The 23,158-nt window shown below is 67.9% G+C and carries 19 protein-coding genes; 14 read left to right on the forward strand and 5 right to left on the reverse strand.

Going from position 1 to position 23,158, the window contains the following annotated elements; all coding sequences use genetic code 11:
- Positions 1 to 58: 58 nt before the first annotated feature.
- Positions 59 to 2,011, reverse strand: a complete 1,953-nt coding sequence (gene ggt, locus ACWFRF_RS08065; RefSeq protein WP_452449280.1) for a gamma-glutamyltransferase — start codon at positions 2,009 to 2,011, stop codon at positions 59 to 61.
- Positions 2,012 to 2,177: 166 nt separating this feature from the next.
- Between ggt and ACWFRF_RS08070 the strand changes: the two genes are divergently transcribed.
- Positions 2,178 to 2,870 carry an HAD family hydrolase gene (locus tag ACWFRF_RS08070; protein WP_379314852.1) on the forward strand — a complete coding sequence of 231 codons (693 nt, stop codon included), beginning with the start codon at positions 2,178 to 2,180 and terminating at the stop codon, positions 2,868 to 2,870.
- Positions 2,871 to 2,954: 84 nt separating this feature from the next.
- Here ACWFRF_RS08070 and ACWFRF_RS08075 read toward each other — a convergent pair whose 3' ends face one another.
- Positions 2,955 to 3,368 carry a hypothetical protein gene (locus ACWFRF_RS08075; RefSeq protein ID WP_452449281.1) on the reverse strand — a complete coding sequence of 138 codons (414 nt, stop codon included), beginning with the start codon at positions 3,366 to 3,368 and terminating at the stop codon, positions 2,955 to 2,957.
- A 151-nt stretch (positions 3,369 to 3,519) separates the two neighbouring features.
- On the opposite strand from ACWFRF_RS08075, the gene uvrC reads away from it, so the two are divergent.
- The 7 genes from uvrC to tpiA all read left to right on the forward strand — a co-directional run bounded on the left by uvrC (position 3,520) and on the right by tpiA (position 11,863).
- A complete protein-coding gene (gene uvrC, locus ACWFRF_RS08080; protein WP_378627060.1) occupies positions 3,520 to 5,505 on the forward strand; it encodes an excinuclease ABC subunit UvrC in 1,986 nt (661 codons plus the stop codon).
- Positions 5,506 to 5,626: 121 nt separating this feature from the next.
- The gene (rapZ, locus tag ACWFRF_RS08085; RefSeq protein ID WP_358062678.1) at positions 5,627 to 6,583 is read left to right on the forward strand and encodes an RNase adapter RapZ; all 957 of its coding nucleotides are present in this window, start codon (positions 5,627 to 5,629) and stop codon (positions 6,581 to 6,583) included.
- Positions 6,580 to 7,644, forward strand: coding sequence for a gluconeogenesis factor YvcK family protein (locus ACWFRF_RS08090; protein WP_378989086.1), 1,065 nt, complete (start codon positions 6,580 to 6,582; stop codon positions 7,642 to 7,644). Before rapZ ends, ACWFRF_RS08090 begins: the two co-directional genes overlap by 4 nt.
- Complete coding sequence (gene whiA / locus ACWFRF_RS08095) at positions 7,635 to 8,618, forward strand: DNA-binding protein WhiA (RefSeq protein WP_101467118.1); 984 nt, start codon at positions 7,635 to 7,637, stop codon at positions 8,616 to 8,618. Before ACWFRF_RS08090 ends, whiA begins: the two co-directional genes overlap by 10 nt.
- Before the next feature lie 216 nt (positions 8,619 to 8,834).
- A complete protein-coding gene (gene gap, locus ACWFRF_RS08100) occupies positions 8,835 to 9,851 on the forward strand; it encodes a type I glyceraldehyde-3-phosphate dehydrogenase (RefSeq protein ID WP_056810475.1) in 1,017 nt (338 codons plus the stop codon).
- Between the two features lie 5 nt (positions 9,852 to 9,856).
- Positions 9,857 to 11,071, forward strand: coding sequence for a phosphoglycerate kinase (locus ACWFRF_RS08105; protein WP_452449282.1), 1,215 nt, complete (start codon positions 9,857 to 9,859; stop codon positions 11,069 to 11,071).
- 3 nt (positions 11,072 to 11,074) lie between these two features.
- Positions 11,075 to 11,863, forward strand: a complete 789-nt coding sequence (gene tpiA / locus ACWFRF_RS08110) for a triose-phosphate isomerase (RefSeq protein ID WP_387442950.1) — start codon at positions 11,075 to 11,077, stop codon at positions 11,861 to 11,863.
- A gap of 78 nt (positions 11,864 to 11,941) precedes the next feature.
- Here tpiA and ACWFRF_RS08115 read toward each other — a convergent pair whose 3' ends face one another.
- Entirely contained in the window at positions 11,942 to 12,727 is a 786-nt protein-coding gene (locus ACWFRF_RS08115; protein WP_452449283.1) for an META domain-containing protein, read from the reverse strand.
- Positions 12,728 to 12,798: 71 nt separating this feature from the next.
- Positions 12,799 to 13,329: an MmpS family transport accessory protein gene (locus tag ACWFRF_RS08120; RefSeq protein ID WP_378627072.1), complete on the reverse strand. Its 531-nt coding sequence runs from the start codon at positions 13,327 to 13,329 to the stop codon at positions 12,799 to 12,801.
- A gap of 237 nt (positions 13,330 to 13,566) precedes the next feature.
- Here ACWFRF_RS08120 and ACWFRF_RS08125 point away from each other — a divergent pair, with 237 nt between their 5' ends.
- Both ACWFRF_RS08125 and secG read left to right on the forward strand, forming a co-directional pair.
- On the forward strand, positions 13,567 to 15,162 hold the full coding sequence (locus ACWFRF_RS08125) for an MFS transporter (protein ID WP_452449284.1): 1,596 nt from the start codon (positions 13,567 to 13,569) through the stop codon (positions 15,160 to 15,162).
- A gap of 34 nt (positions 15,163 to 15,196) precedes the next feature.
- Positions 15,197 to 15,430 carry a preprotein translocase subunit SecG gene (gene secG / locus ACWFRF_RS08130; protein ID WP_101468684.1) on the forward strand — a complete coding sequence of 78 codons (234 nt, stop codon included), beginning with the start codon at positions 15,197 to 15,199 and terminating at the stop codon, positions 15,428 to 15,430.
- Between the two features lie 4 nt (positions 15,431 to 15,434).
- On the opposite strand, the gene ACWFRF_RS08135 is transcribed toward secG, so the two are convergent.
- Positions 15,435 to 17,549 carry a thiamine pyrophosphate-dependent enzyme gene (locus ACWFRF_RS08135; protein ID WP_452449498.1) on the reverse strand — a complete coding sequence of 705 codons (2,115 nt, stop codon included), beginning with the start codon at positions 17,547 to 17,549 and terminating at the stop codon, positions 15,435 to 15,437.
- 248 nt (positions 17,550 to 17,797) lie between these two features.
- Here ACWFRF_RS08135 and ACWFRF_RS08140 point away from each other — a divergent pair, with 248 nt between their 5' ends.
- The 4 genes from ACWFRF_RS08140 (at position 17,798) to ACWFRF_RS08155 (ending at position 23,126) form a co-directional block, all read left to right on the forward strand.
- Positions 17,798 to 18,514, forward strand: coding sequence for a hypothetical protein (locus ACWFRF_RS08140; RefSeq protein ID WP_452449285.1), 717 nt, complete (start codon positions 17,798 to 17,800; stop codon positions 18,512 to 18,514).
- A gap of 171 nt (positions 18,515 to 18,685) precedes the next feature.
- Entirely contained in the window at positions 18,686 to 19,651 is a 966-nt protein-coding gene (locus ACWFRF_RS08145; protein WP_452449286.1) for an alpha/beta hydrolase fold domain-containing protein, read from the forward strand.
- Positions 19,648 to 21,420, forward strand: coding sequence for an ABC transporter ATP-binding protein (locus ACWFRF_RS08150; protein WP_452449287.1), 1,773 nt, complete (start codon positions 19,648 to 19,650; stop codon positions 21,418 to 21,420). The genes ACWFRF_RS08145 and ACWFRF_RS08150 overlap by 4 nt, the downstream gene beginning before the upstream one ends.
- Positions 21,417 to 23,126, forward strand: coding sequence for an ABC transporter ATP-binding protein (locus tag ACWFRF_RS08155; RefSeq protein ID WP_452449288.1), 1,710 nt, complete (start codon positions 21,417 to 21,419; stop codon positions 23,124 to 23,126). Before ACWFRF_RS08150 ends, ACWFRF_RS08155 begins: the two co-directional genes overlap by 4 nt.
- Positions 23,127 to 23,158: the final 32 nt, after the last annotated feature.

The following is a 23,158-nucleotide window of genomic DNA, read 5'->3' on the forward strand; positions in this document are numbered from 1 at the left end:
GATTGCCGGCAACGCTGCTGTCTGTGCGCCACCGAGTAGTGACGCACAGACCAGCGCATCAGCGGGTATCGCCGAGGACCGCTCCCTCGCGGCGCGGATCCGCACCGCCGATCCAGCCGTCCTTGCCGTTGTGCTGCAGGGCGCTGAGCCCGCTGGACTGCGGTGCCACCGACACCTGATGGCCCATTGCCCGCAGCTTCTCGACCAGGGGATCGTGGTCGCCGTTGTCGGTCGCATTGATATCCGGGTGCTCACCGCCGACGCCGGTGACCGGCGTATTGCCCGCGCCGAACGACACCCCGGAGACCGCCTGTTGCGGGTCGAGACCCCAATCCAACGCATTGACCAGCGTTTTCACGACGAACTGGATGATCACCGAACCACCGGGTGAACCCGTGACGAGCTTCAGTTCGCCACGGTCGCCCTGATCGTCACGATCGAACACCAGGGTCGGGGCCATCGAACTGCGCGGGCGCTTGTTGGGCTGGAGCCGGTTGGCCACGGGTGTCCCGTCGGGGTCGACCGGGTCGGCGGCGAAGTCGGTGAGCTGATTGTTGAGCACGAACCCGTCGACGAGATGGAAAGACCCGAACGCCGATTCGACCGTCGTGGTCATGGCGGCGGCGTTGCCGTACTTGTCGATGACGGAGATGTGGCTGGTGCCGTGTTCGGGCGGCTGTGGACCGTTGCCGAGGGGGACCGGCCCGAGGTTGCCGGGCTTGGCGGTACCCATGCTGCGCTGCGGGTCGATCAGCGTCGACCGTTCCTTGAGGTACTGCGGGTGCACGAGCGAGAGCGCCGAATTGCCCGGCAGCGGAACGAAATCCGGGTCGGCGACGTACTTGTTGCGATCGGCGTAGGCCAGTCGCTCCGCTTCGGAGATCAGGTGCACGGCCTGCTCGTCGGGCCGCCCGCCGTTGGCGTCGAGCTCCTGTGGCCGCAGCGCGGGGAGATCGAAATTGGCGAGAATGCCCAGCGTCGCCGCGACGGTGCTGCCGCCCGAGGACGGCGCGGGCATGCCGCACAATTCGTACTTGCGGTACCCGGTGCACAGCGCCGTGCGCTTCTTTGCCTCGTAATTCGCCAGGTCGGTGGTGGTCAGCGCGCTGGGGGTACGGCCGCCCGCCGTGCTGCCCGCCGCCTCGACGATGTCCTGGGCGATGGCGCCGCTGTAGAAGGCCTTCGCGCCGTCGGTCGCGATCGCCGAGAGCGTTTTCGCCAGTGCCGGATTGGTGATGAGGGTGCCCGACTTCTTGGGCGAGCCATCGGCTTCGAGGAAGTAGTCACGCGCGGCCTCGTCGGCGGCCAGGTCTTTCGCGGATTCGGCGATCTGGCCTGCCAGCCGCGGACTGATCTCGAAACCGTTGTCGGACAAGCTGATCGCGGGATCGAACAGTTCCTTCCAAGCGCTCATCCCGTGTTCGGAATGTGCGAGTTCGAGCATCCGCAGCACTCCGGGCACGCCGATGGAGCGACCGCTGGCCCGGGTATTCGGTGCGGGTTCGGTGCGGTCGGTGTCGCTGACCCAGCGCAGATAGTTCTCGGTCGCCGCGGCAGGAGCGGTCTCGCGGCCGTCGTAGGTATCGACCGTGCGCGACTTCGCGTCGTAGTGCACCAGGAAGGCGCCGCCGCCGATGCCGGAAGCCTGTGGCTCGACCAGACCGAGTACTGCCTGTGCGGTGACCAGGGCGTCGGCCGCGGTGCCACCCGCCCGCAGTACCCGGCACGCGGCCTCGGTGGCGATCGGGTTGGCGGTCGACACCGCGTAGGTGCTGGTGCGCACCGCGGTCATATCCGAGCGATAGCCCGACGCGATCTCAGGGTTGGTGCTGAGATTCTGCGAGGTCGGCGCCCCGGTGCCGGTGGCGGGCGCCGCGGACACAGGAGTGCCGTTGGGCGTGCTCGTGCATTCCGCGGCCGTTTTCTCGTCTGTCGAACATCCGGCCAGTACCCCCACCGCGAGCACTGCGGCCGTCGTGGCCCCGATCCACGTCCGTCGCCTTGGCGTCATCCAGCCAGGGTAACCCGGCGGTACGACGCGATTCGATCTTTTTCCGCCGGGGGCTCGCCGTGTGCCCCTGTCCAGCCGCGACGGCCGGATGGCCGGCACACGAATCCTGGGTTACCCGGCCGATTTCCGCCGGGCGCACTGTCTTCGTCTCGCTACCCTGGCTGCCATGGACATCGACGCGGTGCTGTTCGACTTCTCCGGCACGGTCTTCCGCCTGGAGGACGACCGGACCTGGGCTCACGAACTGGTCGGAGACGACGGGACGCCGTTCGACGTGGCGGCGAAAGCCGAAGTGATGCGCCGGATGACCGCGCCGGTCGAACAGTTCATGACCTTCGACGCGGTGGGCCAACACGCCTGGGACAACCGCGATCTCGACCCCGCCCTGCACCGGTATGCCTACCTGGAGGTGCTGCGTGGCTCCGATGTTCCCGAGGCGCAGGCGATCCGGCTCTACGAACGCCTCACCGACCCGCTCGCCTGGACCCCCTATCCCGACACGGGCACCGTCCTGGAATCGCTTGCTGCCCAGGGAATCCCGATCGGCATCGTCAGCAATATCGCCTACGACATCCGCCCCGCCTTCGCGAAACACGGCTGGACCGACCTCATCGGCTCGATGACGCTGTCCTTCGAGATAGGTGCCATCAAACCGAACCCGCAGATCTTCCGCGACGCCACCGACCGCCTCGGCGTCACCCCCGACCGCGTCCTCATGATCGGCGACAGCGCCGAGGCAGACGGCGGCGCCACCACCCTCGGCGCCCGCTTCGCCCTCGTCGACCCGCTACCCACCCCCGACCGCCCGCGCGCGCTCATCGACGCCCTCGCTGAACACGGCATCCGAACCGCCGACTAACCGCCTGTGGCCGGATCGCCGGCAGACAGTCCCGCCCGACGGCCGACGGATGCGCGCAGTCGGGCGACCCCGCCGAGGCGCAGGTCAGCGTTGGCGGGTGAACCAGCTCCGGGCAGAAGGCCGAAGGAGCATCGACGCGACCGCGCCATTGGCGACGACGCCGACCACACCCGGCGGCAGCCCGGTGAGAATGCCCGTCGACGACACCAGGCACGCCAGCACCGCGACCCCGATCGCCGCCTTGCGCACCAGGTCACCGCCCTGCCGGAACAACAGCACCAGCGGAACCAGCGCGAAGGACGGCAGATACCCGGCGAGCAGCGCGCCGAGCGAGCCGCCCAGCGCCACCGTGATCGCGATCAGCACTACACCGACGGCGGTGGCGACCGCGGCGATCAGCCGCGCTCCGCGCACCGTCCCCGGCATGACTCCGTGCGGGGACACCTCGTCGTCGTACAGGTCGTCACCGGTTTGCGGCAGGGCGGCGGCATTGCTCATCGGACGTCCTTTCGGGCACATAATCCGAGCACTCACGCTACACAGGCAGGCGCACAGCTCACCCCAGCGACCTCGCTCGTCCGTAGGGCTGCTGCGCCAGTTGACACCTCGGCGGTGCGGACCTGTCGGGGCCCCTCGCTAGGCTGGATGGGTGGCAGATCCCGCGACGTACCGGCCCGCGCCGGGCACGATTCCCGTCGAACCCGGTGTGTACAAGTTCCGGGACGTGCACGGGCGGGTCATCTATGTGGGTAAGGCGAAGAGTCTGCGCAGTCGGCTGAACTCCTACTTCGCCGATGTGTACTCGTTGCATCCGCGCACCAAGCAGATGGTCACCACGGCGGCCGCTGTCGAGTGGACGGTGGTGTCCACCGAGGTGGAGGCGCTGCAGCTCGAGTACAACTGGATCAAGGAATTCGATCCGCGATTCAACGTCCGATACCGCGACGACAAGACCTATCCGGTGCTCGCGGTGACCCTCAACGAGGAGTATCCGCGACTGTTCGTCTACCGGGGCGCGCGCAAGAAGGGCGTGCGCTACTTCGGTCCTTACGCGCACGCCTGGGCGATTCGCGAGACCCTCGACCTGTTGCTGCGGGTGTTCCCCGCGCGAACCTGCTCCAACGGAGTCTTCAAGCGGCACAGCCAGATCGGGCGTCCGTGCCTGCTCGGCTATATCGACAAGTGTTCCGCGCCGTGCGTGGGCCGGGTCAGCGCCGACGAGCACCGCCAGATCGTCGAGGACTTCTGCGACTTCCTGTCCGGCAAGACCGACAAGATGGTGCGCGCACTCGAACGCCGCATGCACGAGGCCGCCGAAGACCTCGACTTCGAGAACGCCGCCCGCTTGCGCGACGACGTGCAGGCACTGCGCCGCGCCCTCGAAAAGCAGGCCGTGGTGCTCGGCACCGGCACCGACGCCGATGTGATCGCCTTCGCCACCGACGAATTGGAAGCCGCGGTCCAGATCTTTCACGTCCGCGACGGACGCGTCCGCGGCCAGCGCGGCTGGGTCGTCGACAAATCCGGCGACGCGCTCGATGTCGCGGAATCGGGAACCGAGATGGCTGCCCTGGTGGAACAGTTCCTCACCCAGTTCTACGGCGAGCAGGCCGCCATGGCGGACCAGAACGGTGACGCCGCCATCGTCGTCCCACGGGAAGTGCTGGTCCCCGAACTGCCCGCCGACGCCGAGGAGATCGGGGAGTGGCTCAGCAAGATGCGCGGCTCCGCGGTCTCGTTGCGCATCCCGCAGCGCGGCGACAAGAAGGCTCTCGCCGAGACGGTGCAGCGCAACGCCGCCGAGGCGCTGGCTCAGCACAAGCTCCGCCGGGCCGGTGACCTCACGTCAAGATCGCAAGCGCTGCAAGACATTCAGGATGCACTCGAACTCGACAGCGCCCCGCTGCGGATCGAATGCGTCGACATCAGCCACGTGCAGGGCACCGACGTCGTCGCCTCGCTGGTGGTCTTCGAAGACGGCCTGGCCCGCAAGTCCGACTACCGCCACTACGCGATCAAGGAAGCCGCGGGCGACGGCCGCTCCGACGATGTCGGCAGCATCGCCGAGGTGACCCGCCGCCGCTTCGCCCGGCTCGCCCGCGACCGCGAACAACCCGTGGAGATCGAACCCGACGAGGTCGACGAACCCGCCTCACGCCCCGGCATCGACCCCACCACCGGCCGACCGCGCCGCTTCGCCTACCCGCCAAACCTCTACGTCGTCGACGGCGGCGCACCCCAGGTCGCCGCCGCCGCCGAGGTCCTCGACGAACTCGGCATCACCGATGTCGCGGTGATCGGTCTGGCCAAACGCCTCGAAGAGGTCTGGGTGCCCGGCGAAGCCGACCCGGTGATCATGCCGCGTAACAGCGAGGCGCTGTTCCTGCTGCAACGCGTGCGCGACGAAGCCCACCGCTTCGCCATCACCTTCCACCGCAGCAAACGCTCACGCCGGATGACGGCGTCGGCGCTGGATTCGGTGCCGGGCCTCGGCGAGACGAGGCGAACCGCCTTGGTCACCCACTTCGGCTCGGTCGCCAGAATCAAGGACGCGACTGTCGAGGAGATCACCTCGGTGCCCGGAATCGGGGTCTCGACGGCGAAAGCGGTGCTCGCGGCACTCAACAGTCCGTAACCCGCCGACGGCCGGTATCGCAGGACGCAACATTGCGTGTGCCGTACGTTGTGTGTCTGCGCCCGATACCCGAACCGGTGCGGGATGATCGAAAGGCACCCAGAAACGGATCCGGTAGGACATGACACGCGTCGAATCGAATAACAATGCGGGGGCGGCACCCGGGCAGTCCGGGACGGTCACCGACACACAGCAACCAGTAGAAGTGGTCATCGTGACCGGCTTGTCCGGCGCGGGCCGCGGCACTGCCGCGCGCGTGCTGGAGGACCTCGGCTGGTACGTGACCGACAACCTACCGCCCGAGCTGATCGGGCGAATGATCGAGCTGGGCGCCGCGGCCGACCCGCCGATCCGGCGGCTCGCGCTGGTCATGGACGTGCGCAGCCGGTTCTTCACCGGCGAGCTCTCCGGTGTCACCGAGCAGTTGCGCGGCGCCGGCATCCGCACCAGAGTGCTGTTCCTCGAGGCCTCCGACGACGTGCTGATCCGGCGGTTCGGCTTCGCCCGGCGCCGTCATCCGCTGCAGAGCGACAGCCCCGACGGGACGCTCTCGGCCGGTCTGACCGCCGAACGAGCCAGGCTGGCCCCGGTCAAGGGGGCCGCCGACCTCGTCATCGACACCACCGAGCTCTCGATCCACCAGCTGCACCGCAAGCTGGAGGAGGCATACGGCGCGGGCGCGCCAGCCGCACTGCAACTGACTGTGCAGTCCTTCGGCTTCAAGTACGGTGTTCCCCTCGACGCCGACATGGTGTTGGACGTGCGATTCCTGCCCAACCCGCATTGGATTCCGGAATTGCGGGAACACACAGGACAGGAGTCGGTGGTCAGCGACTACGTGCTGTCCAGGCCGGGTGCGCGGGACTACCTGCAGACCGGCAAACACCTGGTCGACCTGACGACGACCGGATACCGCCAAGAGGGGAAGCGATACATGACCGTGGCAGTCGGGTGCACCGGCGGCAAACATCGCAGCGTCGCTATCGCCGAGGCACTGGGTGAGCGCATCGGCGCCGACACCGGGCACGTGGCGGTGGACGTCGTGCGCGTCGTCCACCGGGATCTGGGGCGCGAATGAGTGGAATCGAAGCCGACCCAGCCGTCGTCGCGCTGGGCGGCGGGCATGGGCTGTACGCGACATTGACGGCCGTGCGCAGGCTGACGAGGCGGATCACCGCCGTCGTCACCGTCGCCGACGACGGCGGGTCCTCCGGTCGGCTGCGCGCCGAGCTGGGCATGCTGCCGCCGGGTGATCTGCGGATGGCCCTGGCAGCGCTGTCCGATGACGCCGACGGGGTGTGGACCACGACGGTGCAGCACCGCTTCGGCGGCACCGGCGCGCTCGCCGGGCACTCGGTGGGCAATCTGATCCTGGCCGGACTCACCGACATCCTCGGTGATCCGGTGGCCGCGCTCGACGAGGTGGGCAGGCTGCTGCGGATCACCGGCCGGGTGCTGCCGATGTCGCCGATTCCGCTCGACATCGAGGCCGAAGTATCGGGCCTGGAGTCGGACCCGCGGATCGGCCGGTGCGTGCGCGGTCAGGTTGCGGTGGCGACCACGCCGGGTAAGGTCCGGCGGGTGCGGCTGATTCCGTCCGATCCGCCCGCCAGCCCCGAGGCGACCTCGGCGATCGACGACGCGGATGTCGTTGTGCTGGGACCGGGTTCGTGGTTCACCAGCGTCATTCCGCATGTCCTGGTGCCGCAACTGCACGCGGCGCTGGTGCGCACGCGGGCACGCAAGGTACTCGTGCTGAATCTGGCGGCGGAGCCCGGCGAGACAGCCGGCTTTTCCGCGGAGCGTCATCTGCATGTATTGTCCCAGCACGCACCGGATTTCGCGGTCGACGATGTGCTCGTCGACTCGGCGTCGGTGCCGGAGGGGCGGCAACGGGAACATGTGGCAAGAGCCGCCGAACAGTTGCGGGCACGGGTAACGTTCTGCGATGTCGCCGAGCCGGGAACGGATCGGCATCATCCCGGAAAACTTGCCGCCGCACTGGATCAGCTGGTCCGGTCGCCGCGGCCGCAACTGACTGGGCTTCGATTCGAGAGACGGCACGGTGCCTCAGATGTGCACAGTGTTCCAGATGAGCGTTCGGGGTCGGTGGGAAAGGAGCGCGTCTCGTGGCGATGACAGCCGAGGTGAAGGACGAGCTGAGCAGGCTCGTGGTGTCGCAGGTCAGCTCGCGTAAAGCGGAGCTGTCGGCGTTGCTGCGGTTTGCGGGCGGTCTGCACATCGTGGGGGGCAGGGTGATCGTGGAAGCCGAGGTGGACATGGGGTCCATCGCCCGGCGACTGCGCAGAGAGATTTTCGAGCTGTACGGATACGGCTCCGATGTGCATGTGCTCGGCGCGGGTGGGCTACGCAAGACTTCCCGCTACGTGGTGCGCGTGTCGAAGGAAGGCGAGGCGCTGGCGCGCCAGACCGGATTGCTCGATGTGCGCGGCCGCCCCGTGCGCGGGCTGCCCGCGCAGGTGGTCGGCGGCAGCATCGGTGACGCCGAAGCGGCATGGCGTGGCGCGTTTCTCGCGCACGGCTCGCTCACCGAGCCGGGTCGTTCCTCGGCGCTCGAGGTGAGTTGCCCCGGTCCGGAGGCGGCATTGGCACTGGTCGGCGCGGCGCGCAGGCTCGGCATCACCGCCAAGGCGCGGGAAGTGCGCGGCACGGACCGGGTCGTGGTGCGTGACGGCGAGGCGATCGGCGCCCTGCTCACCCGGATGGGTGCGCAGGACACCAGGCTCACCTGGGAAGAACGTCGGATGCGCCGCGAGGTGCGGGCCACCGCCAACCGGCTCGCCAACTTCGACGACGCGAACCTGCGTCGCTCGGCGCGCGCGGCCGTCGCGGCGGCGGCTCGGGTCGAACGGGCGCTCGAGATCCTCGCCGACGATGTTCCCGAGCATCTTGCCGCGGCGGGCAGGCTGCGGGTGCAGCATCGGCAGGCCTCCCTGGAGGAACTCGGTCAGCTGGCCGATCCGCCGATGACCAAAGATGCTGTCGCGGGCCGGATCCGGCGATTGCTGTCGATGGCCGACCGGCGCGCCAAGGATCTCGGCATCCCCGATACCGAGTCCGCGGTGACAGCGGAACTGCTCGACGACGCGTAGTAGGAACAGCAACAGACTCCACACGCCGAAAGGTGTGGCGAATCCGACGATTAGTGCAGAGCGGTCATACATGACCGCTCTGCCCTCTATTCTGGGGTCTCCGCAGGCCTGAGGCCGGGGAGCTCACAACTCACAGGTGGCTGTCGTGAAGGCTGGCGCGGCTACTACTGTGGTTACCGTCGGAATGAATCCGCTTGAAAGCTGAGGAGCGATAACGTGACTGTCCGGGTAGGTATCAACGGCTTCGGTCGTATCGGACGTAATTTCTTCCGTGCGGTGGAGGCGCTGAAGGCCGTCGGCGAGACCGATATCGAGATCGTCGCGGTCAACGACCTCACCGACATCAACACCCTCGCCACCCTGCTGAAGTACGACTCGATCCTGGGTCGTCTGCCGCAGGACGTCTCCGTCGAGGGCGACACCATCGTGGTCGGCGAGCAGCGCATCAAGGCGCTCGCGATCAAGGAAGGCCCCTCGGCACTGCCGTGGGCCGACCTGAACGTCGACGTGGTCGTCGAGTCGACCGGCATCTTCACCGCCGCGGAGAAGGCCAAGGGCCACCTGTCCGCCGGCGCCAAGAAGGTCATCATCTCCGCGCCTGCCACCGGCGACGACATCACCATCGTGATGGGCGTCAACGACGACAAGTACGACGGCAGCCAGAACATCATCTCCAACGCGTCGTGCACCACGAACTGCCTCGGCCCGATCGCCAAGGTGCTCAACGACTCGTTCGGCATCGTGAACGGCCTGATGACCACCATTCACGCCTACACCCAGGATCAGAACCTGCAGGACGCGCCGCACAAGGACCTGCGTCGCGCCCGCGCCGCTGCCCTGAACATCGTGCCCACCGGCACCGGTGCCGCCAAGGCCATCGGCCTGGTGCTGCCCGAGCTGCAGGGCAAGCTCGACGGCTACGCGCTGCGCGTTCCGGTTCCGACGGGCTCGGTCACCGACCTCACCGCCACCCTGGCGAAGCCGGCCACCATCGAAGAGATCAACGCCGCGATGAAGGCCGCCGCCGAGGGCCCGATGAAGGGCATCCTCAAGTACAACGAGGACCCGATCGTGTCCAGTGACATCGTCACCGACCCGCACTCGTCGATCTACGACGCGCCGCTGACCAAGGTCATCGACAACCAGGTCAAGGTCGTCTCCTGGTACGACAACGAGTGGGGCTACTCGAATCGGCTGGCCAACCTGGTCGATCTCGTCGGCAAGTCGCTCTGACCGCGATGACTGTTCAGACACTGCAGGATCTCCTGACCGAGGGTGTCGAGGGTCGGGGCGTGCTCGTGCGCTCCGACCTGAACGTTCCCCTCGACGACAACGGTCAGATCACCGACCCGGGCCGCATCATCGCCTCGGTGCCCACGATTCAGGCGCTGGTCGAGGCCGGCGCCAAGGTGGTCGTGATGGCACACCTGGGCCGCCCCAAGGGTGAGCCCGATGCCAAGTTCTCGCTCGCCCCCGTGGCGGCGAAACTGGCCGAGCTGCTGGGTCGCAATGTCCAGCTGGCCGGTGACGTGGTGGGCTACGACGCGCTCTCGCGCTCGGAGGGCCTCACCGACGGCGACGTGCTGCTGCTGGAGAACGTGCGCTTCGATCCGCGCGAGACCAGCAAGGACGAGTCGGAGCGGGCCAAGCTCGCTGCGGCGTTCGTCGAGCTGGTCGGCGACGACGGTGCGTTCGTCTCCGACGGTTTCGGCGTGGTGCACCGCAAGCAGGCGTCGGTCTACGACGTGGCCCAGCAGCTCCCGCACTACGCGGGCACGCTGGTCGCGGCCGAGGTCGAGGTGCTGCAGAAGCTCACCAAGGACCCGGCCCGCCCGTACGCGGTGGTGCTCGGTGGCTCCAAGGTCTCCGACAAGCTCGCGGTGATCGAGGCGCTGGCCCCCAAGGTCGACACCCTGGTGATCGGCGGCGGCATGTGCTTCACCTTCCTTGCCGCGCAAGGTCTTCCGGTCGGCGGCTCGCTGCTGCAGGCCGAGATGATCGACACCTGCAAGGATCTGCTCGAGCGCTTCGGCGACGTGCTGCACCTGCCGGTCGACATCGTGGTGGCCGACAAGTTCGCGGCCGACGCCGACACCGAGACCGTCGCATCGACCGAGATCCCCGACGGCTGGCTCGGCCTGGACATCGGCCCCGAGTCGGTGTCGCGATTCGCAGCACTGCTGACCGAGGCCGAGACGGTGTTCTGGAACGGCCCGATGGGCGTGTTCGAGTTCGAGAAGTTCGCCGCGGGTACCCGTGGTGTCGCCGAAGCCATCGTCACCGCTACCTCCAAGGGTGCGTTCACGGTCGTCGGTGGCGGCGACTCGGCGGCCGCCGTGCGTGCGCTCGGTCTGCCCGATGACGGCTTCTCCCACATCTCCACCGGTGGCGGCGCTTCCCTGGAATACCTGGAAGGCAAAGAGCTGCCCGGTATTTCGGTGTTGGAGGGCTGAGCGATGGCAGCACGTAAACCGCTCATCGCGGGCAACTGGAAGATGAACCTCAACCACCTCGAGGCCATCTCGCTGGTGCAGAAGGTGGCGTTCGCGCTGCCCGAGAAGTACTTCGCGAAGGTCGACGTGACGGTGATCCCGCCGTTCACCGATCTGCGCAGTGTGCAGTCGATCGTCGACGGCGACAAGCTCCTGATCACCTACGGCGCCCAGGATGTCTCGGCGCACGACTCCGGTGCCTACACCGGCGAGATCAGCGGGTCCATGCTGGCCAAGCTCGGCTGCACCTTCGTGGTCGTCGGGCACTCGGAGCGTCGTCAGTACCACCTCGAGGACGACGCGACCGTGCTGGCCAAGACCAAGCAGGCGCTGAAGAACGAGATCACCCCGATCGTCTGCATCGGCGAGGGTCTCGGCGTCCGCGAGGCGGGCACGCACGTCGAGTACAACCTCGAGCAGCTGCGTGGTTCGCTCAAAGGCTTGACGGCGGAACAGATTTCGCAGGTCGTCATCGCCTACGAGCCGGTCTGGGCCATCGGCACCGGCAAGGTCGCCTCGGCGGCCGACGCGCAGGAAGTCTGCGGCGCGATCCGCGGCGAGCTGGAGAAGCTGGCTTCCCCGGAGGTCGCCGCCGGCGTGCGCGTGCTCTACGGAGGCTCGGTGAACGCCAAGAACATCGGCGAGCTGATCCGGCAGACCGATATCGACGGCGCGCTGGTCGGCGGTGCTTCGCTCAAGGGTGACGAGTTCGCCACCTTGTCGGCGATCGCCGCGGGGGGTCCGCTGCCCTGATCGGGCACCGAACACCGAATACCGAAGGGCCGGAAACCGAGTGGTTTCCGGCCCTTCGCTTCTCGTGAACGCGGGCGGCTACCGCGCGTGCAGGATGAGGCCGTAGCCGTTGTCGTTGCGCAGGGTGAGGGTGTCGGCGTCGATAGTGGCGCTGGTTCGGCCGTCCAGCGCGCGCAGCACGTTCTGCTCGACCTCCATCACCTCCGGCGCACACATCATCTTGGTGGTGGCGACGGCGAAATTCACCGCGTCGCCGGGGCCGACGCCCGCGGTGCCGGTGATCCGGTTGCAGCCCGCCGAGCCGTTGACGGTGCCGCCGTCACCGATGGTGAGATTCGGGCTCACCTCGTCGAGCGTGGTCGAGCGGATCTGCGCGTCCGGGGTGAGCATGGTGGTGACCACCCACGCGGTGCCGGTCAGCGGCTTGTCGGGAGTCACGACCTTCTTGTCGGTGAGATGGATGGTGACGGACTTGCCCGTCAGCGTCAGCCGATCACCGTCGAGGCGCCAGGTGGGGTCGGATTCGAGGAAGTCGCTCTGCCAGGCGTCGGCGCGTTCGCGGTCGCCGGGACATGCCATCAGGGTGCTCGCCAGTGGCGAGGTGTGCAGGATGTGGTTGCTCAGGTCGACGGTGCCGCCCGCGGAGTTGCAGCCCGAGTTCGCGGAGATCCGTCCGTCGGTGAAGCCGAGCGTCATCGGACCGCCGCCCGGGATCTCGTCGCCGACGACCTCGGTGGAGACATAGGTGTGGCCCATCGGCGTGGCAGTGTCGTCCACCGGTTCCGTTCCGGTCGAACCGCACCCGGCCGCCACCAGGCCGACCAGGGCGAGCAAGGCGGCCAGAGGACGAGGTGATATCCGCATGGAGCCGATGGTACGGACCGCCCCGGGCATCGCTCGTCGATGCTCGGGGCGGGTCGCGATCCGGCGCGGAACTACTTGCCCGCGTCGCCCGTGCAGCTGGCGCTGGCGAGCTGACCGGTGGCCTGATCCTCGGCGATCACCTTTCCGCCGACCGTGATCTTGCAGGACACCGTTCCGCCGTCGATGCCCGACATGACGCTCAGCGACACGAACTTCACCAGCCCGGTGATCGTCACGTCCTTGGACCACGGCAGCGCGGTATCGGATTCGGTGACCACGTCCAGGCTGCCATCGGTGTAGATGACCGTGGAGGTACCGGTTCCGCCGGCCTGATAGGAGACGGTGACCTCCCGGCTCACCTCGTTCTCGATCTCGTTGGCGACCGTGCCGACGAGCGCGACACATCCGCCGACGACCAGCAGCAGGACCACCAGCACCCCGCCGAGCACCCATGGCCACACCTTCTTCTTGCGCGGCGGCTGCGGGTAACCACCCTGGGGCGGGTAGCCACCTTGCTGCGGGTAGCCACCCGAGGGCTGCTGACCGTAAGGCGGCGGTTGCTGGCCATAAGGCTGCTGCGGATGGCCGGGTGGGACAGTCATGCGAATTTTCCTCCGTGTCGTGCAGGCCCGCCGAACGAAACGGGAGCTCTGTACTGATCGCTCGAAAGCGACCAGAAGATAACACCGCAGCGAAGATTCGCTCTTCTATTGTCTTGCACCACAGTATTTCTGACCGATCACGGGGATCTGTCGCGAAAGCCGTCGCCGCCGTCGTCCCGCTGTGCCTGCACGGAGTGCTGGCCGGGGATCGGCGGTCGCCAGGGATATGCTCGACCGGTGGGCACAGTGGCGGCGGAGCGGATCTCGACCTGGGCTCCGTTGCGTTCACCGGTGTTCCGGGCGCTGTGGATCGCCCAGCTCGTGTCGAATCTGGGCACGTGGATGCAGACGGTCGGCGCGCAGTGGATCCTCGTGGATCAACCGAACGCCGCGGCACTGGTGTCGTTCGTGCAGACCGCGCTCGCCCTGCCGGTGATGTTGCTGTCGATCCCGTCCGGCGTACTGGCCGACCTGGTCGACCGGCGCAGGCTGCTGATCGGCGCGCAGACCGGGATGGCGGTCGCCTCGCTCACCCTCACCGTCTTCACCGCCACCGGCCACACCACCCCCGCGGTCCTGCTCAGCCTGCTGTTCCTGCTCGGCTGTGGGCAGGCGCTCACCGCGCCCGCGTGGCAAGCGGTACAGCCCGAGCTGGTGCCCCGCGACCAGATCACCTCGGCGGCGGCGCTGGGCAGCATGAGCGTCAATATCGGCCGAGCCGTCGGGCCCGCGGTGGCGGGCGTGATCGTCTCGATCGCCGGGCCGACCGTGGTGTTCGGGTTCAACACGGTGTCGTTCGTCGGCATCGTCGCGGTGCTGCTGGTGTCGAAGTGGCCGACGCGAACGAGTCCGCTGCCCAGCGAACGGCCCCTCGCCGCATTGCAGGCGGGCACGCGATTCATCCGAGCCGCGCCCGCGATCCGACGGGTGCTGTTCCGCGCGATCCTGTTCATCGCTCCCGCCAGCGCGGTGTGGTCGCTGCTGCCGGTGATCGCCCACGACCGACTCGGCCTGTCGTCCTCCGGCTACGGTCTGCTGCTCGGCGCGCTCGGGCTCGGCGCGGTGTGTGGCGCGCTCGGATTGTCACGCCTGCGGGTCCTGTTCACCCCCACCCAGCGGCTCGCGCTCGCGGCGGTCCTGTTCGGTATGGGTGCGATCGCGACCGCACTGGTCCACCACGTGGTGGTGGTGCTCGTGTTGCTGGTGGGATCCGGTCTCGCGTGGTTGCTGGCGATGGCGACGCTGAACTCGACCATGCAGTTGCTACTGCCCGCCTGGGTGCGCGCCCGTGGGCTGTCGGTGTACATGCTGGTGTTCATGGGTGGGCAGGCCATCGGTTCCCTGCTCTGGGGCCTGGTCGCCGGTGCCTACGGGGCAGTGACGGCACTGTTGATCGCGGCCGGGCTGCTGGCGTGCTGTGCCGTGAGCACCCTGTGGTGGCCGATCCGGCACAACGTCGAGGAGATCGACCTCTCCCCGGCGGCGTTCTGGCCCGAACCGCAACTCGTCGTCGAGCCCGAACCCGAGGACGGCCCCGTCCTGGTGATGCGCGGCTACGACGTGCCGCCCGCCGACGTCGCCGCCTTCACCGACTCGATGGCGCTGGTCGGGCGATCGAGGCAGCGCACGGGCGCGATGGAATGGCGGCTCTACCGCGACGTCGGCACCGTCGACCGGTTCGTCGAAGCCTTCGTCGTGCGGTCCTGGGCCGAGCACATGCACCAGCATCAGGTGCGCCTGACCGCCCGTGACCGGGAAATCGAAGAGACCGTCGCCCAGTACTCCGCAGGCCCCCACACGGTCTCACACCTGGTCGCAGTCGAGCCTGGTTAGACCAGTCGATCCCACACCACCTAGGATGAACCCCATGTCGCTGTTCCTCGATATCCTCCTTGTGATCACCAGCTTGCTGTTGGTGCTGCTGGTGCTGCTGCACCGCGCCAAGGGTGGCGGCTTGTCCAGCCTCTTCGGTGGCGGCGTCCAGTCGAGCCTGTCCGGCTCCACCGTCGTCGAGAAGAACCTCGACCGCATCACCATCTTCGTCGGCATCGTCTGGTTCATCGCGATCCTCGGCATCGGCCTCGAGATCAAGTTCGCCTGACGCGTCAGCTCGACGACACGATTCGTCGGGCCGCTGCTTCGATCGCTGATTCACCGAGCAGGACTGTGTCCGCGGCCGGTCCCAGCGGGATGAAGCTGTCCGCACTGGTGACCCGCGCGAGCGCGCCCTGGTAACCGGCGTCGACAAGCGTCGCGAAAACTGACTCGGAGACTCCTCCGCTGCGCCGGGTCTCGTCGGCGACCAGCACACGGCCGGTGGCTTCGGCGTGGTGGAGCAGGTCGGCGACCGGTAGGGGATCGAGCCAGCGGAGGTCGAGTACTCGCGTGTGGATTCCTTGGGCGGCAAGGCGATTCGCGGTGCGCAGGCTCATCGGGACGCCGTTGCCGAAGGTGACGATGGTGAGGTCGGTGCCGTCGCCGTAGGTGCGTGCTGTGCCGATCGGAATGTGGTCGGTGGCAGGGGAGGCCAGCCAGGCCTCGTCGCCTGGATGGAGATCTTTCGTGTGGTACAGCGCAATCGGTTCGACGAACACACAGACCCGGCCGTCGACTCGGGCCGCTGAGACGCAGGTGCGCAGCATGTTTGCCGCGTCGTCGGCGCGCGCGGGCACCGCGACGACAACGCCGGGGATATCGCGCAGTGCCGCCAAGGAATTGTCGTTGTGGAAGTGGCCGCCGAAGCCCTTTTGGTAGGCGAGGCCGGCGATGCGTACCACCATCGGATTTCGGTACTGCCCGTTCGAGAAGAATTGGAGGGTGGCCGCTTCGCCGCGGATCTGATCGGCCGCATTGTGGACGTAGGCCAGATACTGGACCTCGGGGATCGGGATGAAGCCTGCCAACCCGGTACCGAGCGCGGTGCCGAGGACGGACTGTTCGTCGAGGAGGGTGTCGAAGACCCGGCGTGCTCCGAAGCGCTTTCTGAGGCCCTTCGTGACCCCGTAGACGCCGCCTTTGCGACCGACGTCCTCGCCGAACACCAGCACATCGGAGTCTCTGGTGAGGAGTTCGCCGAGTGTGTGGTTGATCGCTTGCGCCAACGTCATCCGGGTGTCGGGCGCAGGAGTCGACGGACCAGGGCGGGTGACGTCCTCGCGGATCGCGGTGGGGTGAATCGGCGCGAGGGGCGCGATCACAGCCGCCGCGGAATCGAGCCGAGCCTCGTGAACCACCTCGTCGGCGGTCTCCCGCACGCGGGCACCGATCCGCTCGTAGCGCTCGAGCAGGTCACCGGCGTCAGCGGCACCCGCCGCGATCAGATAGCGGGCGGTGCCGAGGAGGGGATCTCGGGCCAGGTCAGCGGCGATATCGGCCGGACCACGGTAGGCGGCCTCGACATCGGACCCGGCATGTCCACCGAGCCGGACGGTGCGCAGGTGCAGGAAGACCGGCACCCGCCAGGTTCGTGCCAGATTCACCGCGTCTTCGGCGGCACCGAGAACATCGGGTAGATCGCAGCCGTCGGCGGCGAAGTAGGTGAGACCCGGCCGTGGACCGTAGGCGCGCTCGATCCAGTCCGGTGCGGTGGGCACACTGATGCCGAGCCCGTTGTCCTCGCAGACGAACACGAGCGGCATCGGCACACCCTGATGGGCGGCATGCAGGGCGGCGTTGACCGCCCCGACCGCCGTCGAATGATTGGCCGACGCGTCCCCGAAACTGCATACCACCACCGCATCGGCAGGCCATCGGCACGAAATCCCTTGCTTCGCAGCACGATCCAACGCGAATGCCAGCCCCACGGCTCGCGGCAGATGTGAGGCGATGGTCGAGGTCTGCGGAATGATCGACGCCGCCGCGCTGCCGATCACCTTGTGCCGACCACCGGAAATCGGATCGGCGGCCGCCGCGACAACCCCCAGCAGCACATCCCGAATCGGATCCAGCCCCGGAATCTGCTTGCATCGCTGCGCGAAGAACGCTGCCGACCGATAGTGCAACAACGCCGGATCATCGACGCGCAGCGCGGCCGCCACCGCCGCGTTTCCCTCATGTCCCGAAGACCCGATGCTGTAGAAACCCTGCCGAGCGGCCCCCAACCGCCGAGCCGCCAGATCGAGATGCCTACTGGCAGCTTGGGATTCGAACAACTCCACCCCGAACGCGGCATCGATGCTCCCGACCGCGTCGATCCGATCGGACACGACGAGACCATCCATCGCGGCCCGAAACGCCCCATCCAGGTCAAGCGAACCCAGCGCCACCGCAACAACTCCTCGCCCGCAGTCGAGTCGACGTCCGAACCGTCGGCATGCCAAGAACCCGATGCTAGCGCCTGCCCGGCCGGATCCAGGGAGAACCCGACAGGGGAAGAATCCCGCAACCGGGATAGTCGTAGCTGGAGTGCTGGGGTGGTTCGGGCAGCCGGTAGTGTCCGGTGTTCAGGTGGGACGGTGAAGGAGGGGCTATGACGACGTCAGGTGGGCCGGGCGGTCCGTGGGGGTATCCGCAGCAGCCGGGGCCTTTCGGGGCGCCGCCGCAGCAGCCGTATCCGCAGCAGCCGTACGGGCAGCCGAGTTTTCCGCCGCCGCAACCGCAATATCAGCAACCGCCTGCCCAATACGGTGCGCCGCAGGCGAATTACGCTGCGCCACAGCAAGCTCCGCCGCAGGGCGGACCGCAGGAGAGCGCGGCGGTGCAGACCTATCTGGCGGCGGTCGCTCACCATATGACGATGGGCGGGCTCCAGGTGAGCCGGAATTGGGTCGGCCCGGTGCTGTCGCTGATCGGCGTCGGTGCGGTCATCAGGAGCTCGCTGAATCCGATCGAACTGGCCGTGTGCGTCGGCCACGCGGGCGAGATCTCACCCGCCACCGTCGCCGGATTCACCAGGCAGGTAGATGAATTCGCCCGCTCGATTCGGCGCCCGAGCGCCTTCGCGGTGAAGGGTGGCGCATGCGCCGTCGCCGCGCTGATATCCGATCGTGTACACCCGGCCAGCTTCGGCGCCGTCACCAACAAGGCGATGAGCTTCGGCACCGTCGTGGTACCCGCGGTTATCGATCTGAGCAACCGGCAGATGATGATCGCCCAGAACACTCCGGTGATGGGATTCGCGATGTGGAGTACCGTGCGCGGCAAAGCCGGTATGTACCTTCCGGATCCACGCGCGGTCTTGGGCTGACAGCCGGCGATGGGCCCCGCACATCGGTGATCGCGCGAATGCGCAAAGGCTGCGGCGGCACCTGTTCGAGACGGTGACCGCATGTTTCCGAAAGCGCAGTGGTGGTCGCGGCTGCCAGGGTAGCTCTACGCCGCCGGGAGGCGGCGGTGAGTGAGCGCCAGGAGGCAGATCATGCGAGGCAGAATTCCTGTTCGGATGCGGGTGTTGGCCGCACTGAAGGGTGAGCCGGATTGGGATTCGATCACCCCGGCGGAGGTCGTCGAGGGGCGTGGGGCGCAGGAGAAGTTGCGTCGGTCGGCTGTCGGGACGTTCATCACCGGCCGGTCGGATCGGGGCGCGCTCGGCACCGATCACACGCTCGAACTGGCCGGTCGCACGCTGCGTGTTCGCGTGCACCGGCCGGTGCACGGGGGTTCGGGGTTGCCGTTGATCGTCGCGTTTCACGGCGGTGGGTTCATCACAGGGGTTCCTGAGCAGGACGATTGGCTGCTGAGTCACCTGGCTGCCGAGTGTCCGGCGGTGGTCGCCTCGGTGGACTACCGGCTGGCGCCCGAGCATCCGATTCCCGCCGCTGTCGAGGACGCCCGCGACGCGGTACCGCTTCTTGTCGCGCGGGCGGGGGAGTGGGGTGCGGACGGTACCCGGCTCGCGCTGCTCGGTAGTAGCGCGGGTGCCGCTCTCGCGGCGCTGACCGCCTTCGACACTCCTGACCTGCGGACGCAGGTACTGATCAATCCCCAACTCGATTGGACCGACGGGGTCTTCGACTATCCCTCGTTCACCGAGAATGCGGACAGCCCTACCGCGACCCCCGCGAACTGCCGTGCGGTGCAACGCATCGCGCTCCCCGAGGGATTCGACGCGCGACAGATATCGCCGATGTTCCACGACGACCTCGCCGGGTGCGCCCCCACCCTCATCCAGTCCGCCGGTCTCGATCCGCTGGAAGATCAATCGCCCGCCTACGCCGATCGTCTGCGGCAGGCGGGTGTCGAGGTAAGGCTGACCCGCTATCCCGAAGCGACACACGGTTTCCTGAGCATGCGGGGGCTGATCCCCGCCGCCGAACCCGCCCGCGCGGAGATCCTCGACCATCTGCGAAGCCACCTGGCTGTGCGTTCTGGAGCGCGTCGATGACCACCGTCAGTGAACAATCCACCCGGGCAACGAGTCTCATCAACTTGCTTCGCCCGTATCTCGGCAGTTTCGGCGCGGTGGCGATCCTGCAGGTCGTCGGGGCCGTGGCGGGGCTGGCTCCGTTGCTGGCCGTAGTCGAACTGGGCCGAATCCTGTTGTCACCCGGCGAGGTCGACCACGATCGCGTGTGGCTCGTCGTGCTGGCCGGTACGGCGGGTCTGCTCGTCCGATTACTGTGTACCGCAGCCTCTTCGGCGGTCGGGCACCTCCTCGACGATCGCGTCCAGCTGTCGTTGCGGCGGCAACTGGCCGATCAGCTGGGGCGGGTGCCGATCGGCTGGTTCGCGCGGCGACGTACCGGTGAGCTGGCGAAGATCGTCGGCGACGACGTGAGCGCGGTGCACCCGTTCATCGCGCACGCGCCCGGCGAACTGGTGTCGGCGTTCGTGGTGCCGTCGGTCTCGCTGATCTACCTGTTCGCCGTCGACTGGCGGCTCACGCTCATCACCCTGATTCCGGTGGTGCTGGCGATCGCGCTCGTCCCCTTGATGATGACCCCCACCCGGCTGCGCGAACAGCAGGATTTCGACACTGCCATGGGTGGTATCGCCGGCTCGGTCGTCGAGTTCGTGCAGGGCATCGCGGTGGTGAAGGCCTTCGGCGGGTCCGCACGCGCCCATCGCCGATTCCGCACCGCCACGGAGGATTTCGCCGACATCTTCCTGCGGATGGTGCGTGGCCTGGCGGGCATCGCGGCGGGCATGCAGGTGGCGCTGTCGCCGCCGTTCGTGCTGCTGGTGGTGCTGCTGGGCGGCACGGTGCTGATCACGAACGGTGGAATGGCCCCGGCTGATCTGTTGCCGTTCCTGCTGCTCGGTATCGGGCTCACCGCCCCCGTGGCGGCGCTCGGACACGGTTTCGACGACCTCCAGGCCGCGCGGCGCGCGGTAGGCCGGATACGCGACGTACTCGACGAGGCGCCGCTGCCCGAGCCGACCCGACCGAGGATGCCGCAGGGGCATCGCGTGCGGTGGGCGGACGTCCGGTTCGGCTACGACGCCGAACACGAAGTGCTGCGCGGGATCGACCTGGTACTGGAGCCCGGCACTGTCACCGCACTCGTCGGACCGTCGGGCAGCGGCAAATCCACCCTGGTCCAGCTACTGCCGCGGTTCTTCGACCCGACCCACGGCACGGTCTCCCTCGGCGGCGTCGACCTGCGCGAACTCGGTAGCCGTGAGCTCTATCGGACGGTCTCGTTCGTCTTCCAGGACGTGCGGCTGCTGCGAGCCTCGGTCGCGGACAATATCGCCCTCGCCGTTCCCCGTGCCGACCGTAACGCCGTGGTGCGCGCGGCCCGCCTGGCGAACATCCACGACCGCGTCCTCGAACTGCCGCACGGCTACGACACGGTGATCGGCGACGATGCGGTCTTGTCCGGCGGTGAGGCACAGCGGATTTCGCTGGCTCGTGCCCTGCTCGCCGATACTCCGGTCCTGGTCCTCGATGAAGCGACCGCATTCGCCGACCCGCAGACCGAGCAGGCCGTCCGGCAGGCGCTGGCATCGCTGGGACGTGACCGGACCATTCTGGTCATCGCCCACCGGCTGGAAACGATCGCCGACGCCGACACCGTCGTGATGCTCGACAACGGCACGATCGTCGAACAGGGCAGACCCGCGGATCTGCTTGCCCGACCGGGAAAATTCGCCGACTTCTGGCACGCGCACCGAACGGTGACCGCGGAACTACAGGGAGACCCACGATGATTCGCCTGCTGTTGCGCGTGCTCGGAGCCGACTACGCAGGTCCGGTTCGGCGCACGATCGCGCTGATGACGGTCACCGCGGTCGCCGAGGGCCTGTCCTATGCGCTGCTGGTTCCGGTCCTGCGGGCGCTGTTCGGTGACGACCCCGCCGCTGCCCGACCGTGGCTGATCGCACTGGGTGGTGCCGTCGCCCTCTATGCCGTCCTGCGCTACCGCAGTGACCTGTCCGGATTCCGCGTCGGCACCACGCTGCTGCGCGGGGTGTACCACCGACTCGGCGACCACCTGGCCCGACTGCCCATCGGTTGGTACACGGCCGGTCGGGTGGGTGAGGTGTCGGTGCTCGCCAGTCGCGGTGTGCTGCAGGCGTTGAGCGTGCTCGCACACCTGCTGGCGCCGCTCATCTCGGCGGCTGTGGCGCCGCTGACGATCATCGTCGTGATGTTCGCGTTCACTTGGCAGCTGGGGTTGGCCGCGGCCGCCGCGGTGCCGATCGTGGCGGCGATCCAGGTCTGGTCGGGGCGGGCGATGCAGGTCGGTGACGCGCAGCGACACGAACGCGACCACGACGCCGCGCAACGGGTGATCGAATATCTGCAGGCCCAGCCTGTTCTGCGAGCCGGAGGGCGGACCGCGGAACGGTTCGACCTGCTCGACGATTCGCTCCAGGAAGTCGCGCGCACCTCGCGCCGCCGAGCCTTCACGGCGCTGCCCGGAATTCTCGGCCTCTCGCTCGCGGTACAAGCGGTGTTCACCGGTTTGCTCGCCCTCGGCACGTATCTCGCCCTCGGTGGAGACATCGGTGCGGCGGAGTTCCTGGCGATCCTGATCCTGGCCGCTCGGTGCGCCGACCCGCTGCTGTCCCTCGCTGATCTCGGCGGCCAGCTGCGCGGTGCCCGATCCGAACTGGTGCGCCTCGAGGCACTGCTGCGGACCGAAACCTTGCCGGAACCCGGTACGCCCCTGGAACCGCAGGCTCATGACCTGACCTTCGACGCCGTCACCTTCCGGCACGGCACCCGCACGGTGCTCGACGAGGTCTCGCTGACGATTCCCCGCGGACAACGGCTGGCCGTGGTCGGACCGTCCGGCGCGGGCAAAACCACTCTCCTGCAACTGATCGCCCGCTTCTACGATGTCGACGCGGGCACCGTCCGTATCGGCGGCGTCGACGTGCGCTCCATCAGCACCGAAACACTGATGGCCCAGTTCGCCATCGTCTTCCAGGACGTCTACCTGTTCGACGGGACGATCGAGGACAACATCCGCCTCGGCCGCCCCGACGCCACCGACGACGAGGTGCGAACCGCCGCCACCGCGGCCCGCCTCGACGAGGTGATCGACCGACTCCCCGGCGGCTGGGCAACGAACGTCGGCGAAGGGGGCACCCTCCTGTCCGGCGGTGAGCGTCAACGTGTTTCGATCGCCCGAGCCCTCCTGAAAGACGCCCCGATCGTGTTGCTCGACGAAGTGACCTCCGCCCTCGACCCCCTGAACGAGGCCGCGGTCCACGAGGGCATCGAACGCCTGATGGCAGGGCGAACCGTGGTCATGGTGGCCCATCGCCTGCGCACCGTCCGCCGCGCCGACCGCATCATCTTCCTCGACCACGCCCACATCGCCGAAGACGGCACCCACGACGAACTCCTCCACCGAGCAGGCCGCTACGGCGACTTCTGGACAAGCTCCCTCACCCCGGTCACCTGACTCGGCGAGCCTCACCCGACACGACGAAGCCC

Source organism: Nocardia sp. NPDC055165, assembly GCF_053606985.1.

Bases quoted from the DNA above. Each gene is read 5' to 3' on its own strand.
- secG (WP_101468684.1), top strand. From the start codon at position 15,197: ATGTCGCTGTTCCTCGATATCCTCCTTGTGATCACCAGCTTGCTGTTG.
- ACWFRF_RS08105 (WP_452449282.1), top strand. From the start codon at position 9,857: ATGACTGTTCAGACACTGCAGGATCTCCTGACCGAGGGTGTCGAGGGT.
- ggt (WP_452449280.1), bottom strand. From the start codon at position 2,011: ATGACGCCAAGGCGACGGACGTGGATCGGGGCCACGACGGCCGCAGTG.
- ACWFRF_RS08070 (WP_379314852.1), top strand. From the start codon at position 2,178: ATGGACATCGACGCGGTGCTGTTCGACTTCTCCGGCACGGTCTTCCGC.
- rapZ (WP_358062678.1), top strand. From the start codon at position 5,627: ATGACACGCGTCGAATCGAATAACAATGCGGGGGCGGCACCCGGGCAG.
- ACWFRF_RS08075 (WP_452449281.1), bottom strand. From the start codon at position 3,368: ATGAGCAATGCCGCCGCCCTGCCGCAAACCGGTGACGACCTGTACGAC.
- ACWFRF_RS08120 (WP_378627072.1), bottom strand. From the start codon at position 13,329: ATGACTGTCCCACCCGGCCATCCGCAGCAGCCTTATGGCCAGCAACCG.
- ACWFRF_RS08155 (WP_452449288.1), top strand. From the start codon at position 21,417: ATGATTCGCCTGCTGTTGCGCGTGCTCGGAGCCGACTACGCAGGTCCG.
- ACWFRF_RS08150 (WP_452449287.1), top strand. From the start codon at position 19,648: ATGACCACCGTCAGTGAACAATCCACCCGGGCAACGAGTCTCATCAAC.
- ACWFRF_RS08145 (WP_452449286.1), top strand. From the start codon at position 18,686: ATGCGAGGCAGAATTCCTGTTCGGATGCGGGTGTTGGCCGCACTGAAG.
- tpiA (WP_387442950.1), top strand. From the start codon at position 11,075: ATGGCAGCACGTAAACCGCTCATCGCGGGCAACTGGAAGATGAACCTC.
- ACWFRF_RS08090 (WP_378989086.1), top strand. From the start codon at position 6,580: ATGAGTGGAATCGAAGCCGACCCAGCCGTCGTCGCGCTGGGCGGCGGG.
- ACWFRF_RS08140 (WP_452449285.1), top strand. From the start codon at position 17,798: ATGACGACGTCAGGTGGGCCGGGCGGTCCGTGGGGGTATCCGCAGCAG.
- ACWFRF_RS08135 (WP_452449498.1), bottom strand. From the start codon at position 17,549: ATGGATGGTCTCGTCGTGTCCGATCGGATCGACGCGGTCGGGAGCATC.
- ACWFRF_RS08115 (WP_452449283.1), bottom strand. From the start codon at position 12,727: ATGCGGATATCACCTCGTCCTCTGGCCGCCTTGCTCGCCCTGGTCGGC.